General features: G+C 66.4%; 10 protein-coding genes. 5 read left to right on the top strand and 5 right to left on the bottom strand.

What is annotated here, in order from left to right; genetic code table 11:
* The first annotated feature begins 132 nt into the window (after positions 1-132).
* The 4 genes from zwf (at position 133) to BGP02_RS16625 (ending at position 5,760) form a co-directional block, all read left to right on the top strand.
* The gene (gene zwf / locus BGP02_RS16640) at positions 133-1,620 is read left to right on the top strand and encodes a glucose-6-phosphate dehydrogenase (protein WP_268567363.1); all 1,488 of its coding nucleotides are present in this window, start codon (positions 133-135) and stop codon (positions 1,618-1,620) included.
* A 64-nt stretch (positions 1,621-1,684) separates the two neighbouring features.
* A complete protein-coding gene (gene pgl / locus BGP02_RS16635; RefSeq protein ID WP_017235311.1) occupies positions 1,685-2,362 on the top strand; it encodes a 6-phosphogluconolactonase in 678 nt (225 codons plus the stop codon).
* Positions 2,340-4,238 (top strand): bifunctional transcriptional regulator/glucokinase, encoded by a 1,899-nt coding sequence (locus BGP02_RS16630; protein ID WP_286798867.1) that lies wholly within the window; start codon positions 2,340-2,342, stop codon positions 4,236-4,238. Before pgl ends, BGP02_RS16630 begins: the two co-directional genes overlap by 23 nt.
* A gap of 22 nt (positions 4,239-4,260) precedes the next feature.
* Complete coding sequence (locus BGP02_RS16625) at positions 4,261-5,760, top strand: AMP nucleosidase (RefSeq protein WP_017235313.1); 1,500 nt, start codon at positions 4,261-4,263, stop codon at positions 5,758-5,760.
* Positions 5,761-5,777: 17 nt separating this feature from the next.
* Here BGP02_RS16625 and BGP02_RS16620 read toward each other — a convergent pair whose 3' ends face one another.
* The 3 genes from BGP02_RS16620 to BGP02_RS16610 form a co-directional block, all read right to left on the bottom strand.
* Positions 5,778-7,031 (bottom strand): Hsp70 family protein, encoded by a 1,254-nt coding sequence (locus BGP02_RS16620; RefSeq protein WP_017235314.1) that lies wholly within the window; start codon positions 7,029-7,031, stop codon positions 5,778-5,780.
* Positions 7,032-7,131: 100 nt separating this feature from the next.
* The gene (locus tag BGP02_RS16615; RefSeq protein ID WP_130025141.1) at positions 7,132-8,520 is read right to left on the bottom strand and encodes an MFS transporter; all 1,389 of its coding nucleotides are present in this window, start codon (positions 8,518-8,520) and stop codon (positions 7,132-7,134) included.
* A 213-nt stretch (positions 8,521-8,733) separates the two neighbouring features.
* Complete coding sequence (locus BGP02_RS16610) at positions 8,734-9,963, bottom strand: cytochrome P450 family protein (RefSeq protein ID WP_261939128.1); 1,230 nt, start codon at positions 9,961-9,963, stop codon at positions 8,734-8,736.
* Between the two features lie 213 nt (positions 9,964-10,176).
* Here BGP02_RS16610 and BGP02_RS16605 point away from each other — a divergent pair, with 213 nt between their 5' ends.
* On the top strand, positions 10,177-10,809 hold the full coding sequence (locus BGP02_RS16605; protein WP_261939784.1) for an ArsR/SmtB family transcription factor: 633 nt from the start codon (positions 10,177-10,179) through the stop codon (positions 10,807-10,809).
* Positions 10,810-10,840: 31 nt separating this feature from the next.
* Here BGP02_RS16605 and BGP02_RS16600 read toward each other — a convergent pair whose 3' ends face one another.
* Complete coding sequence (locus BGP02_RS16600) at positions 10,841-11,686, bottom strand: IclR family transcriptional regulator (RefSeq protein WP_261939127.1); 846 nt, start codon at positions 11,684-11,686, stop codon at positions 10,841-10,843.
* Positions 11,687-11,768: 82 nt separating this feature from the next.
* Complete coding sequence (locus tag BGP02_RS16595) at positions 11,769-12,926, bottom strand: FAD-dependent monooxygenase (protein WP_017235319.1); 1,158 nt, start codon at positions 12,924-12,926, stop codon at positions 11,769-11,771.
* Positions 12,927-13,211 lie beyond the last annotated feature (285 nt).

Raw genomic sequence — 13,211 nt, 5'->3', positions numbered from 1 at the left:
AGTTGCGCTTCTTCGGTGACATTCGGACATTTGCCGTGTCCGGCGGCCCATTCGCCGCTTGCTGGCTCGCCCGTTGGCGCGCCGAGCGGAGCCCGGGAGAAGCGTTCGGCCGCACGGGAGTCCACGCTGTCTATGACCACGCCTTCACCCTATACCTTTGTCTTGTTCGGCGCCACCGGCGATTTGTCACTGCGCAAGGTGCTGCCCGCGCTGTTCCGGGCGTTCCGCACGGGGCAATTGGGCGCCGATGCCGACGCTGGCGCCGGTGCGAGTACCGGCCGCATTTTGGCGATTGCCCGCAAGCCGATGGAGGCCGCCGCGTATCACAAGTGGTGCGAGGAACACGTGCGCGGGCACATCAAGTCCGATGTCTGGGACGAGGGCGCATGGTCGCGGTTTCTCGCCACCATCGACTACATGCCGCTCGATCTCGGGCGTGAAGCCGAATTCGGCGTACTGGCCGAGCGCCTCGCCCAACGGCAGGGCGTGCGCATCTTCTATCTGGCCACCGGCCCGTCGCTGTTCATCCCCATCTGCGAAGGACTGCGCAGCGCCAGGCTCAACGAGAACAGTCGGATCGTGCTGGAAAAGCCGCTCGGGCACGATCTGGCCTCGTCGGAGGCGATCAACGATGCGGTGGGCGCGAGTTTTCGCGAAGACCAGATTTACCGCATCGACCACTACCTCGGGAAAGAGGCGGTACAAAACCTGCTGGCGCTGCGCTTCGGCAACGCGATCTTCGAGCCGTTGTGGCGACGCGAGTTGATCGACAGCATTCAGATTACGATTGCCGAGGAAATCGGCGTCGAAGGGCGCGGCGAGTTCTACGAACAGACCGGCGCGCTGCGCGACATGGTGCAAAACCATCTGCTGCAACTGCTCGCCATCGTCGCGATGGAGCCGCCGCTGTCGATGGACGCCGACGCCGTGCGCGACGAGAAGCTGCGTGTGTTGCGCTCGCTGCGTCAGCTCGACGACGACACGGTCGCGCGCAACGTGGTGCGGGGCCAATACGGCGGTGGCGCGATCGGCAAGTCGGCGGTGCCGGCCTATGTCGACGAGCCGGGCGTGCCGCCGTCCAGCCAGACGGAGACGTTCGTGGCCCTCAAGGCCGAGATCGACAACTGGCGCTGGGCCGGCGTGCCGTTCTACCTGCGCACGGGCAAGCGGCTGGGCGAGCGCGTGGCGGAGATCGTTGTCAACTACCGCGCAACGCCCTATCCGTTGCTCGGTGAAGCCACGGCGCAGGCCGGCGCCAATCGTCTCGTCATCCGTTTGCAACCGAACGAATCGATCCGCCTCTACTGTCTTGCGAAGCAGCCGGGCGACGGCATGACCCTGCAAACCGTTCACCTCGACCTGGCGTTCGACCAGTTCTTCAAGGGACACCGGATGGATGCGTACGAGCGCCTGCTGCTCGATGTCATCAACGGGCGTCTCGCGCTCTTTGTCCGTCGAGACGAGCAAGAGGCGGCCTGGCGCTGGGTCGCGCCGATCCAGGCGTACTGGTCGCGTCAGCACAAAGGGCCAAAGCGTTACGCCGCCGGCACCTGGGGGCCGCCCGCCGCAAGCGCGCTGCTGGCACAGTCCGGTACGAGCTGGGTCGAAGAAGACAACTGAGGCGGATCGCCGGGCGAGGCCCGGCGCGTCGGTCCGACGTCATGTCAACCGGAGGCAAACACCCATGATCCACTGGCGCACCTTCCCCACCCGGCAGACACAGGCGCTGGCGCTCGCCAACGCCGTCGTTGCACGGCTCGACGAAGCCTTGACGATTCGTCCGCGCGCGTTGCTGGCTGTATCGGGCGGCACGAGTCCGAAGGCATTTCTCTTGCAACTGGCCCGGCTTCCCGTGGCGTGGCGCGACATTGACATCACGCTCGTGGACGATCGCTGGCTGCCGCCCACGCACGCCGAGAGCAATGCCCGGCTGGTGGCCGAGACACTGCTGCCCGGTGCGACGGGTGCGCACTGGTTGCCGCTGGTGGACACCGCGACGTCCGCCGCGCTGCAGGTGAGAACGCTCAACGACACGTGGAGGCATGGCGTGCCGCAAGTGGCCGTGCTCGGCATGGGCGAGGACGGCCATACGGCGTCGCTCTTCGCCGACGCGGCGCAATGGCACGACGCCATCGCCACACACGACAAATTCGTGCTTGTGCAGCCGCAGCACGCGCCGCACCTGCGCGTGTCGTGGTCACTCGCCGCGCTCGCGTCCTGCGAGCGCCTCTTGCTGCAAATTCAAGGTCCGGCCAAACGCGCCGTCTTCGAAGCGGCGCAGGCCGAGGTGCAGGACAACGCCATCTCCCGGCTGATCCATTGTGAAGGAGTGAACATCGATGTCTTCTGGAGTGAGGAATAATCCTCCGCACGTAAGCGGTCCCCGGCTGCTGGCTGACATCGGCGGTACGAACGCCCGGTTCGCGCTGGAAGTCGCACCCGGCGATCTCGTCGAGATCCGCGACTATGCTTGCGACGATTTCTCCGGCGTTCCCGAAGTCATCCGTGCGTATCTTGACGAGGCCGATCACGCTGAGCCGGTGCGGCATGCCGCGATCGCGATTGCGAATCCGATTGCCGGTGACGAGGTGCGCATGACGAATCGCGACTGGCACTTCTCGATTGAAGCGACACGCCGTGCGCTGCGCTTCGAGACGCTGCTGGTCGTCAACGATTTCACCGCACTGGCGATGGCGCTGCCTTACCTGTCCGAGGCACAGCGGCGTCAGGTGGGCGGCGGCGAACCACAGCCGGGCGGGGTAATCGGCTTGCTCGGTCCGGGCACCGGCGTTGGGGTGTCCGGCTTGATTCCGGCGGCAGACCGCTGGATCGCGCTCGGCAGCGAAGGCGGGCACACGACGTTCGCGCCGGCGGACGAGCGCGAAATCGAGGTGCTGCGCTACGCATGGAAGCAGTTCCCGCACGTGTCGTTCGAGCGTCTGGTAGCCGGTCCCGGCATGGCGCTCGTCTATCAAGCCTTGGCGGCGCGAGACGGCCGCTCGGCGCCATCGCTGGAGACCCCCGCCATCGTAAAGCTCGCCCAGGCGGGCGATGCGCTCGCGCGTGAGACCGTCGATTGCTTTTGCGCGATGCTGGGCACGCTCGCGGGCAATATCGCGGTGTCGCTGGGCGCGGTGGGCGGCGTGTACTTGGGGGGCGGCGTGATTCCGAAGCTCGGCACGTTGTTCGAGGACTCACCGTTTCGTCAGCGCTTCGAGGCAAAGGGGCGATTCGAGGCGTATCTGAAGGCGATTCCGACTTACGTCATTACGGCCGATCATCCGGCGTTCCTGGGCACGTCCGCCATCCTTGCCGAACAGCTCGGCACGCATGCGGCGGGCGCGGGCGCGCTGATCGACCGTCTGCATCGGTTGCGCGACCGGTTGAGCCCGGCCGAGCAGCGCGTGGCCGAACTCGCGCTCAAGCAACCGCGTGCGCTGCTCGCGGAGCCGGTGTCGGAAATCGCGCGTCTGGCGCGGGTGAGCCAGCCCACGGTCATTCGCTTTTGCCGCAAGCTCGGCTGTCAGGGACTGTCGGACTTCAAACTCAAACTCGCGAGTGCGCTGACCGGCACGCTGCCGGTGCGTCATGGACAGGTGCACGTGGGCGACTCGGCGGCGGAATTCAGCGCCAAGGTGCTCGACAACACCGTGTCGTCGATTCTGCAGATGCGCGAGCATCTCGACGCGCGCACGCTCGAGGCGGCCGTCACCTTGCTCGATGGTGCCCGCCGCATCGAGTTCTACGGGCTGGGCAACTCCGGCGTGATCGCGCAGGACGCGCACTACAAGTTCTTCCGCTTCGGCATGCCGACCATCGCGTACGGCGACCCGTATCTGTTGCAGGCGTCGGCAGCGCTGTTGGGAGACGGCGATGTGGTGGTCGCCATTTCCGCGTCGGGCCGCTCGGCGGATCTGAACCGCGCGGTCGACATCGCCGTGGCGCGCGGCGCGAAAGTGATTGCGCTCACGGCGCGCAACTCTCCGCTGGCGCGCAAGGCGACGCTCGTGCTGCCCAACGATCACGTCGAGACGATGGGCGCTCACGTGACGATGATCGCGAGAATTCTGCACCTCGCGGCGATCGACGTGCTCGCCGTGGGCGTGGCGATTCGGCGCGCCGGGCCAGGGGCGGAGACGGCCGGCGAGGGCGCGCTCGATTGGCTTGGCCACGGCAGCGGACGGGACGCGGAGACGCCTGCCGGTCGTGTCACAATGGGCGCATACTCCCCCTCATGATTAAGACAGAAGAGGTTTGCGCATGTCCGAACAAGAACCGGTCCATGCCACCCGATCGATCGCGGATCCGGTGGAAGCCGTCGCCTACCTGAAGACGATTTACGATGCCAACACGGCGTACCTCCGCGCCGCTTTCGACCGCTTCGCCACGCAGAAGGAGGCGGCGCGGCGCGTGAGTGCGCACTATCCGTTCATTCGCATCACCACCGAAGACATTACCCAACTGGACAAGCGTCTGTCCTATGGCTTTGTGTCGGGGCCGGGCAGCTATCAGACGACGGTCACGCGACCGGATCTGTTCGAAAACTACTACGTCGAGCAGCTTCGCCGTCTGGCGCACAATCACGGCGTGGCCTTCGAAGTGGGCGTCTCCGACGAGCCGATCCCTGTGCACTTCGCCTATCAGGACGGCGTGTACCTCGAAGGCGATCTCGATCAGACACACCTGCGCGCCATGCGCACCGCGTTCGACGTGCCCGATCTGGCAACGATGGACGACAGCATCGTGAACGGCACGCGCGATCCCATGCCCGGCGAGATCTTGCCGCTCGCTCTGTTCACGGCGCCGCGCGTGGATTATTCGCTGCATCGCCTGCGCCATTACACAGCGACCTCGCCCGAAAATTTTCAGAACTACGTGCTCTTCACGAACTACCAGTTCTATATCGACGAGTTCGTCGAACTGGGACGCGAGCTGATGAGCGCGACCGACGATCCGGCCTTGCGCGAATACCGCAGTCAGTACACGGCGTTCGTCGAACCGGGCAACGTCACGCACTGGAACCAGAACATAGCCGCGCTCGACGCGCGGGGCACGCCGCCGCCGCGCCTGCCGCAGATGCCGGCATATCACCTCGTGCGCCCGGACAACACGGGCATCACGATGGTCAATATCGGCGTGGGGCCTTCCAACGCGAAGACCATCACCGATCACATCGCCGTGCTGCGCCCGCATGCCTGGGTCATGCTGGGTCACTGCGCAGGGCTGCGCAACTCGCAGCGCTTGGGCGACTACTGCCTGGCGCACGGGTACGTGCGTGAGGATCACGTGCTCGACGACGATCTGCCGCTATGGGTGCCGGTGCCGCCGCTGGCCGAGGTGCAGGTCGCACTCGAGCGTGCCGTGGCCGACGTCACGCAACTCGACGACTTCGAACTCAAGCGTGTGATGCGCACGGGCACGGTCGTCACGGTCGACAATCGCAACTGGGAATTGCGCGATCACCGCGAGCCGGTGCAGCGCATGAGTCAAAGCCGGGCGATTGCACTCGACATGGAGAGTGCGACGATTGCAGCGAACGGCTTCCGTTTCCGGGTGCCGTATGGCACCTTGCTCTGCGTGAGCGACAAGCCGCTGCACGGGGAGCTGAAGCTGCCCGGCATGGCGGACCGGTTCTATCGCGAGCGCGTCGACCAGCATCTGAAGATCGGCGTGAAGGCGATGGAGCTGCTGCGCAATAACGGTCTGGATCGTCTGCACAGTCGCAAGCTGCGCAGTTTCAACGAAGTCGCGTTTCAGTAACGGACGCCGGCGACCGCTCAGGAAAACACGCGCCTGGCGTGAATGCCCAGACCCAGCGCCACGCTGGCGAGACGGTCGCCGAATACCGGTGTTGCTTTCGGAAAGGCCGCGCACATGGCACCGGAAAGGCTGCGCAGCCCCGTGGAGCCGCCGGTGAAGTAGAGCGCATCGACATCTTCGGCGCGCAGTCCGGCCAGCGCCGCCGTATGCACGGCGCCTGCCGTGATGCTCGCGATTTCGTCGCTGACCGCTTCCACCAGGCCCGCTTCCGAGAACGCGACCGCGAGATCGCGTTCGATCACCGACAGATCGATGCGCGTCTCGCCGCCTGAGGCGACGTTGATCTTCGCGTCTTCGGCATGACCGACGAGCGCGTGTCCAAGGCGTTGCTCGACCGTGCGCATCAGGCGCCGGTGATGGGCAGGGTCGGCGTACAGATGCGCCGTGAGCGCCAGTTCGCCAACGCGCTTCGGCGTGTAGACCGTGTTGATCAGATGCCAGGTTGCCAGATCGAAATAGATCCGGTTCGGTACTTCCTTGCCGTCGGGACCGAGCGCCTTGTAACCGAGTTCGCGCAAGATCGTGGCCAACTCGATGCGGCGGTCGAAGTCCGTGCCGGCGATATGCACGCCGTGGTGGGCGAGCACGTCGTCCTTGCGATCGAGATGGCGTGCCCGTTCCGGTCCGACACGCACCAGCGAGAAGTCCGAGGTGCCGCCGCCAATATCGATGACGAGCACCTGCTGTTCATCGCTCAGACGCGATTCGTAATCGAACGCGGCTGCAATCGGCTCGAACTGGAAATGCACGTCATGGAACCCGACGTCGCGCGCGCTTTGTTCGAGCGAGCGTTGCGCGGCTGCGTCGGCGCGCGGATCGTCGTCGACGAAAAACACGGGGCGACCCATGACCACATGACGCAGGTCGCCGCCGCTGGCCTTCAGCGCGTGCGTGCGCAGATGGCGCAGGAACGTGGCGATGATGTCGATATAACGCATCGCCGACCCGTTACCGAGGTCGGTCGTGCTTTCGATCAGGGAGGAGCCGAGCAGGCTTTTGAGCGAGCGCATTAGGCGCCCGTCGTAACCATCGACGTAATCGGCGACGGCTTGACGGCCAAACGACACGCGGCCACCTTCATCGGCGTTGAAGAATACGGCGGTCGGCAGCGTGCCGTAGCCGGCTTCCAGCTCGACCAGACGCATGGCGGCGCCGTCTTGCACGGCGACGGCAGAATTCGAAGTGCCGAAATCGATGGCGCAGAAGCTCATGGCATTTGCGGCCCGCACAGGCGAGCCGTAAAAGGTCGGCAGTGTAGCACGGCCGGACGGTCGGCCGGATGGAGGCGCTCGGGCGAGCGCTGCACGACGCTCATCCGCGTGCCGAATTCGCGTCGGGCTGGGCCGCGGGCAGCGTACGCAGGCTGCTCACCACGGCCGCGACTGCAGCGAACGCCGCCGCGACATAGAGCGAGGCGCGCGTGCCGAAGCCCGACGGGGCGACGCTGAAGATGAGGGCCACGAGCGCCGCACCCGTCGTCTGCCCGGTCAGGCGCGCAGTGCCCAGCATGCCACTTGCGCCGCCGCTGCGATGGGCGGGCGCGGCCATGAGCATCGCGTAGTTGTTGGGCGACTGGAACAGTCCGAAGCCGAAGCCGCACAGGGCCATGCGCCAGACGATGTCGGCCGATTGCGGGTGCGCGGGCAGCAGGCCGAGCGCGAGCAGGCCGAGGGCGAACGCCGCCAGACCAATCGCACCGAGCAGACCGGGCTTGTAATACTCCAGCAGGCGCCCGGCCAGCGGCGCGACGACAACGATGGTGAGCGGCCAGGCCGTCATCAGCAAGCCGGTCTGCACACGATCAAAGCCCAGCGAATCCTGCAGGAAGAAGGGCAGCGCGACATACGCGAGCATTTGCGCGCAGAACGACGCCATCGACGTGCAGATCGACAGCCCGAAAATCGGAATGCGCAGCAGGTCCAGCGGCAACAGCGGCACCGGCTGGGTGCGTTGGCGTCGCACGAAGACCGTGCCGATGACGATCGCTGCGGCGACTTCGAGCGCCACCAGCCAACGCGCCTGACCATGCCCGAAGGCGTCGATGCCGGAGATGAGCAAGCCGAAGGTGAGCGCACTTAACAGCGCCCCAGTCCAGTCGAAGGGGTGCGAGGCGCGGGCCGTGTCGGGCAGCGAGCGCACGGCGATGACAAAGGCGACGACGCCGAGCGGCACGTTGATGGCAAAGAGCCACGGCCAGTGCGCGATGGACAGCACGCCGGCGGCAATCGTCGGGCCCGCAGCGGATGAGATGGCAACGATGAGCGCGTTGAGCGAGACGCCGCGCCCGAGCCAGCGCGACGGGTAGATGGCTTTCACCAGCGCGGTGTTCACACTCATGATGCCTGCCGCCCCGAAGCCCTGCACCACGCGTGCGAGCGTGAGCGTGACGAGCGAATCCGAGAGCGCGCAGCCAAGCGAGGCGACGGTGAACAGCGCGAGCCCGACGGTATAGACGCGGCGGTAACTCACAATCTCGCCGAGTGCGGCGAGCGGCAGCAGCGAGATGGTGATGGCGAGCTGATAAGCGTTGACGATCCAGATCGACGTGGCAGGACTGGCGTTGAGGTCGCGCGCGATCGTGGGGAGCGCGACGTTGGCAATCGCCCCATCGAGCACCGCGAGCGAGATCGCGAGCATGACGGTCGCAACGGCCCATACCCGGGCGGGCATGGGCATACCGTCGGTGTGTGTGTCGGACATGTGGGCAGCGGAAGACGGGACGGGCGCGCACCGGGACGCCACAGCGGGCGGTGCGCACAACGAAAGCGTCATCCTGCCCGAAATTCCTGGACCACGCGGGGCCCTGGCGCAGAGCCTTATGTTTACAAGGGTTTCATTTGTTCCATTGTGTTTCGTTGAATGGAACCAAGGTTCCGCTGATTAAAACGCGTTCATCGACAGCAGTCATTTGCCTCAAGCCGCCGTGGCGCCATCGTGGAAACGCGCGATCCGGATGTTGCCGAGCGGGTGATACGTCGAGCTGGTCGCGATGGCGGCGAGCTCGGCATCGCTGTCGAGTATCGTCTGGACCCCGATGGCGGCGATCGTGCTGGCCGGCGAGCGTCCCGGGCAGGTGTGGGCGCCGTGCCCGAAGGTCCAGGCCACGTCGTCCGGTGCGGCGCCGGCGGGCGCGGCGGCAAGCACCACCAGGATGGCATCGCCGCGTGCGAGCGTTCGTTCATGGATGATGGCGGGCGCGTGCAGGAATCGACGGGTGTTTTGCACGGGGGGATCCTGACGGATCACCTCGCCGATGGCGGTGATGGCGACGGCAAGGTTGGCCGTTAGCGATTGAGCACCGTTGACGGCGGGCACAGCGCCGGGCGACGCCTGCTGCGCGAGCCGGCGCAGGCTGTTGGCCACGAGTCCGGCGCAGGCGTCATGCGTTTGCGTAAAGAGGCCCACGACATTGGCCGTGAGCGCCCCGTAGTCGACGGCCTCGTCGCGTGCCGCGCTTCGGGCCGTGTCGCGCAACCAAGTTCCTGGGGCGGCGTCGTTGTCGAGCCAGCGCATGGCACGATGGCGAAGCGTCGTGGTGGCGCTGTGTCCGCGTGCGAGCCTCTCGGCGCGCGGAGACGACTGGGTGGACTCGGCCATCGCCGCGACCAGCGTGCGGACGTCGTCGTACACGTCGACCCACTGTGAGGGAGGAACGCCCAGCCACGCCGCGAGGGCATAGATCGGCTGACGGAAGACAAAGTCGTCGAGGCGCGCGCAGGGTGTCTCCCCTTGGGCGAGATAGGCGTCTGCACAGGCGGCCTGGCTGGCGTTGCGCAGCCGGTCGAGGGTGGCGCCGTCGGCATGCAGCGTGGCGAGTCGAGCCTTGAGCCAGGGCTTCATTGCCGCATGCGCGGCGCCGTCGTTCATCCTGACGAGTGTGCCGAACCAGTCGCCGGCGGCGCCATTGGCCAATGCCGCGGGGACGGTCGCGCCAGCCGGCCGAACACCGCACGCCGGATGACGCAGCACGGCGGCCATGGCTTGCGGGCTGGCGGCGACCCACATACCGAGCGAGGCATCGAAATCGAACGGGCGTCGCGCGGCGAGCGACTGGTAGTACGGATACGGGTTGGGGTGCACGACGGCGGCCAACGCACTGGCGGGCGGCGGCACGGTGAGGAGATCGGCGGTGGCGGCAAACATGGCGGGCATCTCGATTTGAGGGGAACGGGACTCATCATGGCGCATCGGCCGACCGGCACGTTTCATCCCATCCTGAAGTGTTGAACGCATCCCCCAGCCTATACTGCCGATGCTGTGCTTCATCATCCTTACAGGAGTCCTGCTGTGGACATCGCAAGAGATCACGCCCCCGGCGTCAGTTCACTCGCCGCGTTGCTCGCCGATGCCGGGCGGATGACCATGCTGTGGGCGTTGATGGACGGTTCAGCCCGTCCGGCGGGGGAGTTGGCGTTGGTGGCCGGGCTGTCGCCGTCCAGTGCGAGCGGCCATCTTGCCCGACTGGTCGACGGCGGCGTGCTGGCGCAAGAAGCACGCGGACGCCATCGTTATTTCCGCATCGCCACGCCCGAGACCGCCGCGGCCATCGAAGCGCTTGCCAGCGCCGTGCTTGCCACGCGCGATCTGCGGCCGCGCTCTGTCCCTGTCAGTCGTTCCACGCCGATACCGCTTCGCCACGCGCGGACCTGTTATGACCATCTCGCTGGGGAAGTTGCGGTCGATCTCTTCGCGCGGATGCATGCGCACCGTTGGCTTCGGATCGACGGTAGCGACGTGGCGCTCACCGATATGGGCGTGGAGGGACTCACGGCCGTTGGCGTCAACCTCGCCACGGCTCGCGCCCATCGACGCCGCTTCGCCTGCACCTGCCCCGACTGGAGCGAGCGCAAGCCGCATCTGGGGGGTGCGTTGGGGGCGGCGCTGCTCAGCACCTGCCTCGACGCCAAGTGGCTCGAACCCACCCGGGCGCCGCGCGCGTTGCGCGTCACGCCGCTCGGGGAACGCAAGCTCGCGGCCATCGCCCTCTGAAGCGAGGCGATGGCGGTGAAGTCGCGAAGGCTCAGCCGCGTTCGGCAGCGGCGAGAAACGCGGGTGCGTCGGCCAGCAGGATGGCGAGATCGGCCGCGCCCGACTTCACCGCTCGCGCGGTGCGCTCGCGCGTCAATGTATCAGTGCCCACCAGCGAGCGCGGACCGGCAACGCTCAGGGCTGCCAACGGTCTGCCGTGAGCGTCCAGCACAGCGGCGGCGCAGGCGTCGATGCCCGCTTCGAAGCCGTCCTGACTCCAGGCGCATCCGGCGTCGCGATCACGTTCGAGCTGGGCGTCGAGCGCAGCATGCGTGCGTGCGCTTTGTGCCGTGGCGGCAGCGAGCGGTTCCGGCCCGAGCAACGCACGGCGGCGCTCGGTGCTCAGATGCGCGAGCAGCGACCGGCCCGGTGCCGTCAAATGTGCCGTGACGCGGCTGCCCGCGCGGATATTGCTGACGAGCGGTAACGCCGGCGTTTCGCACAGCAGATAGCGAACCTGGGCGCCGTCGAGCACGGTGAGATAGCTCGATAGTCCGGTCTCGGTCGTCACGCGCGTGAGTACGCGCCGCGCTGTCGCCAGGTGATCCTCGCCGGCGAGTGCGCTGGCCGCCAGTGTCAGGAAATTCAAGCCGAGCCGATGGCCACCCTGCGGCAACGGCTCCAGCACGCCCTCGAATTGGAGCGTCTCGATCAAACGCATGACGGTCACCCGATTCACCCCAATGCGGCGGCCGACGTCGCTGACATTGGCCGTCGACCCGCCGTCCGCCACGAAGCGCAGCAGCTTGAGCGCACGCATGACCGGCGTCACGAGGCCCGCTTGTCCGGTGTCTTGCGCGTCGGTGGTGGACTCAATGTCTTGCGTAGCTTTGTTCATGCGGTCGATTCCAGTCATCGGGGGCATCGGGAGCATCGGTATAGGGCGGCGCAGCGATCGCACTTGCGCCGCCGCAGGTCACTCAGGCCGCGAGCGGGACTTGCCACGCGTCGTACTCGTAGACCCAGTCGGCATTGCCGCCTTCCTTGAGCCACTGGTTGCCGCGCGAGCCGATCTGCACGCGTGCCGTGCGTTCGCGTCGCGATACCTCGTAGCGCGCGAGCGCGGCGGCGAGCGTGGAAAGCTCGGCGCTTGGGCCCACGGCCGCCAAGTGGCGAGACAGTACCACAGCATCTTCGATCGCCATGCCGGCGCCTTGTGCCATGAACGGCATCATCGGATGGCTCGCATCGCCCAGCAGCGACACCCGATCGCGCGACCATTGCGGTAACGGATCGCGCACATACAGCGCCGACTTCAGCACGCTGTCGCACGCGTCGAGCAGGGCGCGCGCTTCGGGGTGATAGTCGGCGTACATCGCGCGCAACTCGTGCACGTCGCCGGGTGCCGTCCACGATTCCAGCGTCCAGCTGTCCTGGGGCGTCGTGGCGAAGACAAAGATGTCGCGGCCGAGATTGAGCGGGAACGTCACGATCTGGCTCGACGGGTTCGGTCCCCACCACTTCGTGAACGCGCCTAGATTCGGCACGCCGTCGAGTTTGTCCGCGGGCACGACCGCGCGATACGCCACCACGCCAGTGAACTCCGGCGATTCCGGCCCGAACAGGCCGGTGCGCACGACCGAGTGGATGCCGTCCGCGCCGATGAGCACATCGACGTCGTCGTGCGTGCCGTCCGCGAACGCCAGTCGAATGGGGCCGGGCTGCGCGTTGCCCGGCGCTTCGAACGATACGAGTTTCTTGCCCAGCGCAATCGACGTCGCGGGCACGGCCTGCTCCAGCGCCTGCAACAGGTCGGCGCGATGCATCGTGAGCTGCGGCGCGCCGTATTTCGTCTGCGCCGTGCGGGCCATCTCCAGACGCGAGGTCTCCTCGCCCGAATCCCAGGTGCGGCTGATGCGATGGCTCGGTTGCGCGGCCGATTGGCGCAAGGCGTCGCCGACCCCGAGGCCGTCGAGCGCGCGCACGGCGTTGGGTGTCAGGTTGATGTCCGCGCCGACCCGGGCGAACTGCGCTGCCTGCTCATACACGCGCACACGGAAACCTGCGCGCAGTAAGCCGATGGCGGCGGCCAGACCGCCGATGCCGGCACCGTTGATGCCGATGAGAGGAGCTTGCATGGGAACATCCTTTGACGAAAGTGACGACAAACCAGAAAAATAATAAGTTCAAATATGAACATGATGTTCAAATATTATTGTTTTTGATTCGATCAAAGGCAAGGCATCCTCGGGTAAATCCCGAGGAAACGGACAGGCCCTGACGGGGGGCGAGCCAGGACGCCCGGCAACGCTCGTGGGACGAACGGTGCCGCTCGCTGCGCAGCTGGGGCGGAGATCTTCGTCGCTGTACCGGCGCGTTAGCACGCCAATTTATTCTTATCAATTCGTGAATCTCCGCTGCGG

It is taken from the genome of Pandoraea sp. 64-18 (genome assembly GCF_001899225.1).
GTDB classification, from domain to species: domain Bacteria; phylum Pseudomonadota; class Gammaproteobacteria; order Burkholderiales; family Burkholderiaceae; genus Pandoraea; species Pandoraea cepalis.
Note: the sequence above shows the minus strand (reverse complement) of the source record. Positions and strands in the feature narration are given on the sequence as shown.

Bases quoted from the DNA above. Each gene is read 5' to 3' on its own strand.
- zwf (WP_268567363.1), top strand. From the start codon at position 133: ATGACCACGCCTTCACCCTATACCTTTGTCTTGTTCGGCGCCACCGGC.
- pgl (WP_017235311.1), top strand. From the start codon at position 1,685: ATGATCCACTGGCGCACCTTCCCCACCCGGCAGACACAGGCGCTGGCG.
- BGP02_RS16630 (WP_286798867.1), top strand. From the start codon at position 2,340: ATGTCTTCTGGAGTGAGGAATAATCCTCCGCACGTAAGCGGTCCCCGG.
- BGP02_RS16625 (WP_017235313.1), top strand. From the start codon at position 4,261: ATGTCCGAACAAGAACCGGTCCATGCCACCCGATCGATCGCGGATCCG.
- BGP02_RS16620 (WP_017235314.1), bottom strand. From the start codon at position 7,031: ATGAGCTTCTGCGCCATCGATTTCGGCACTTCGAATTCTGCCGTCGCC.
- BGP02_RS16615 (WP_130025141.1), bottom strand. From the start codon at position 8,520: ATGTCCGACACACACACCGACGGTATGCCCATGCCCGCCCGGGTATGG.
- BGP02_RS16610 (WP_261939128.1), bottom strand. From the start codon at position 9,963: ATGTTTGCCGCCACCGCCGATCTCCTCACCGTGCCGCCGCCCGCCAGT.
- BGP02_RS16605 (WP_261939784.1), top strand. From the start codon at position 10,177: ATGACCATGCTGTGGGCGTTGATGGACGGTTCAGCCCGTCCGGCGGGG.
- BGP02_RS16600 (WP_261939127.1), bottom strand. From the start codon at position 11,686: ATGAACAAAGCTACGCAAGACATTGAGTCCACCACCGACGCGCAAGAC.
- BGP02_RS16595 (WP_017235319.1), bottom strand. From the start codon at position 12,926: ATGCAAGCTCCTCTCATCGGCATCAACGGTGCCGGCATCGGCGGTCTG.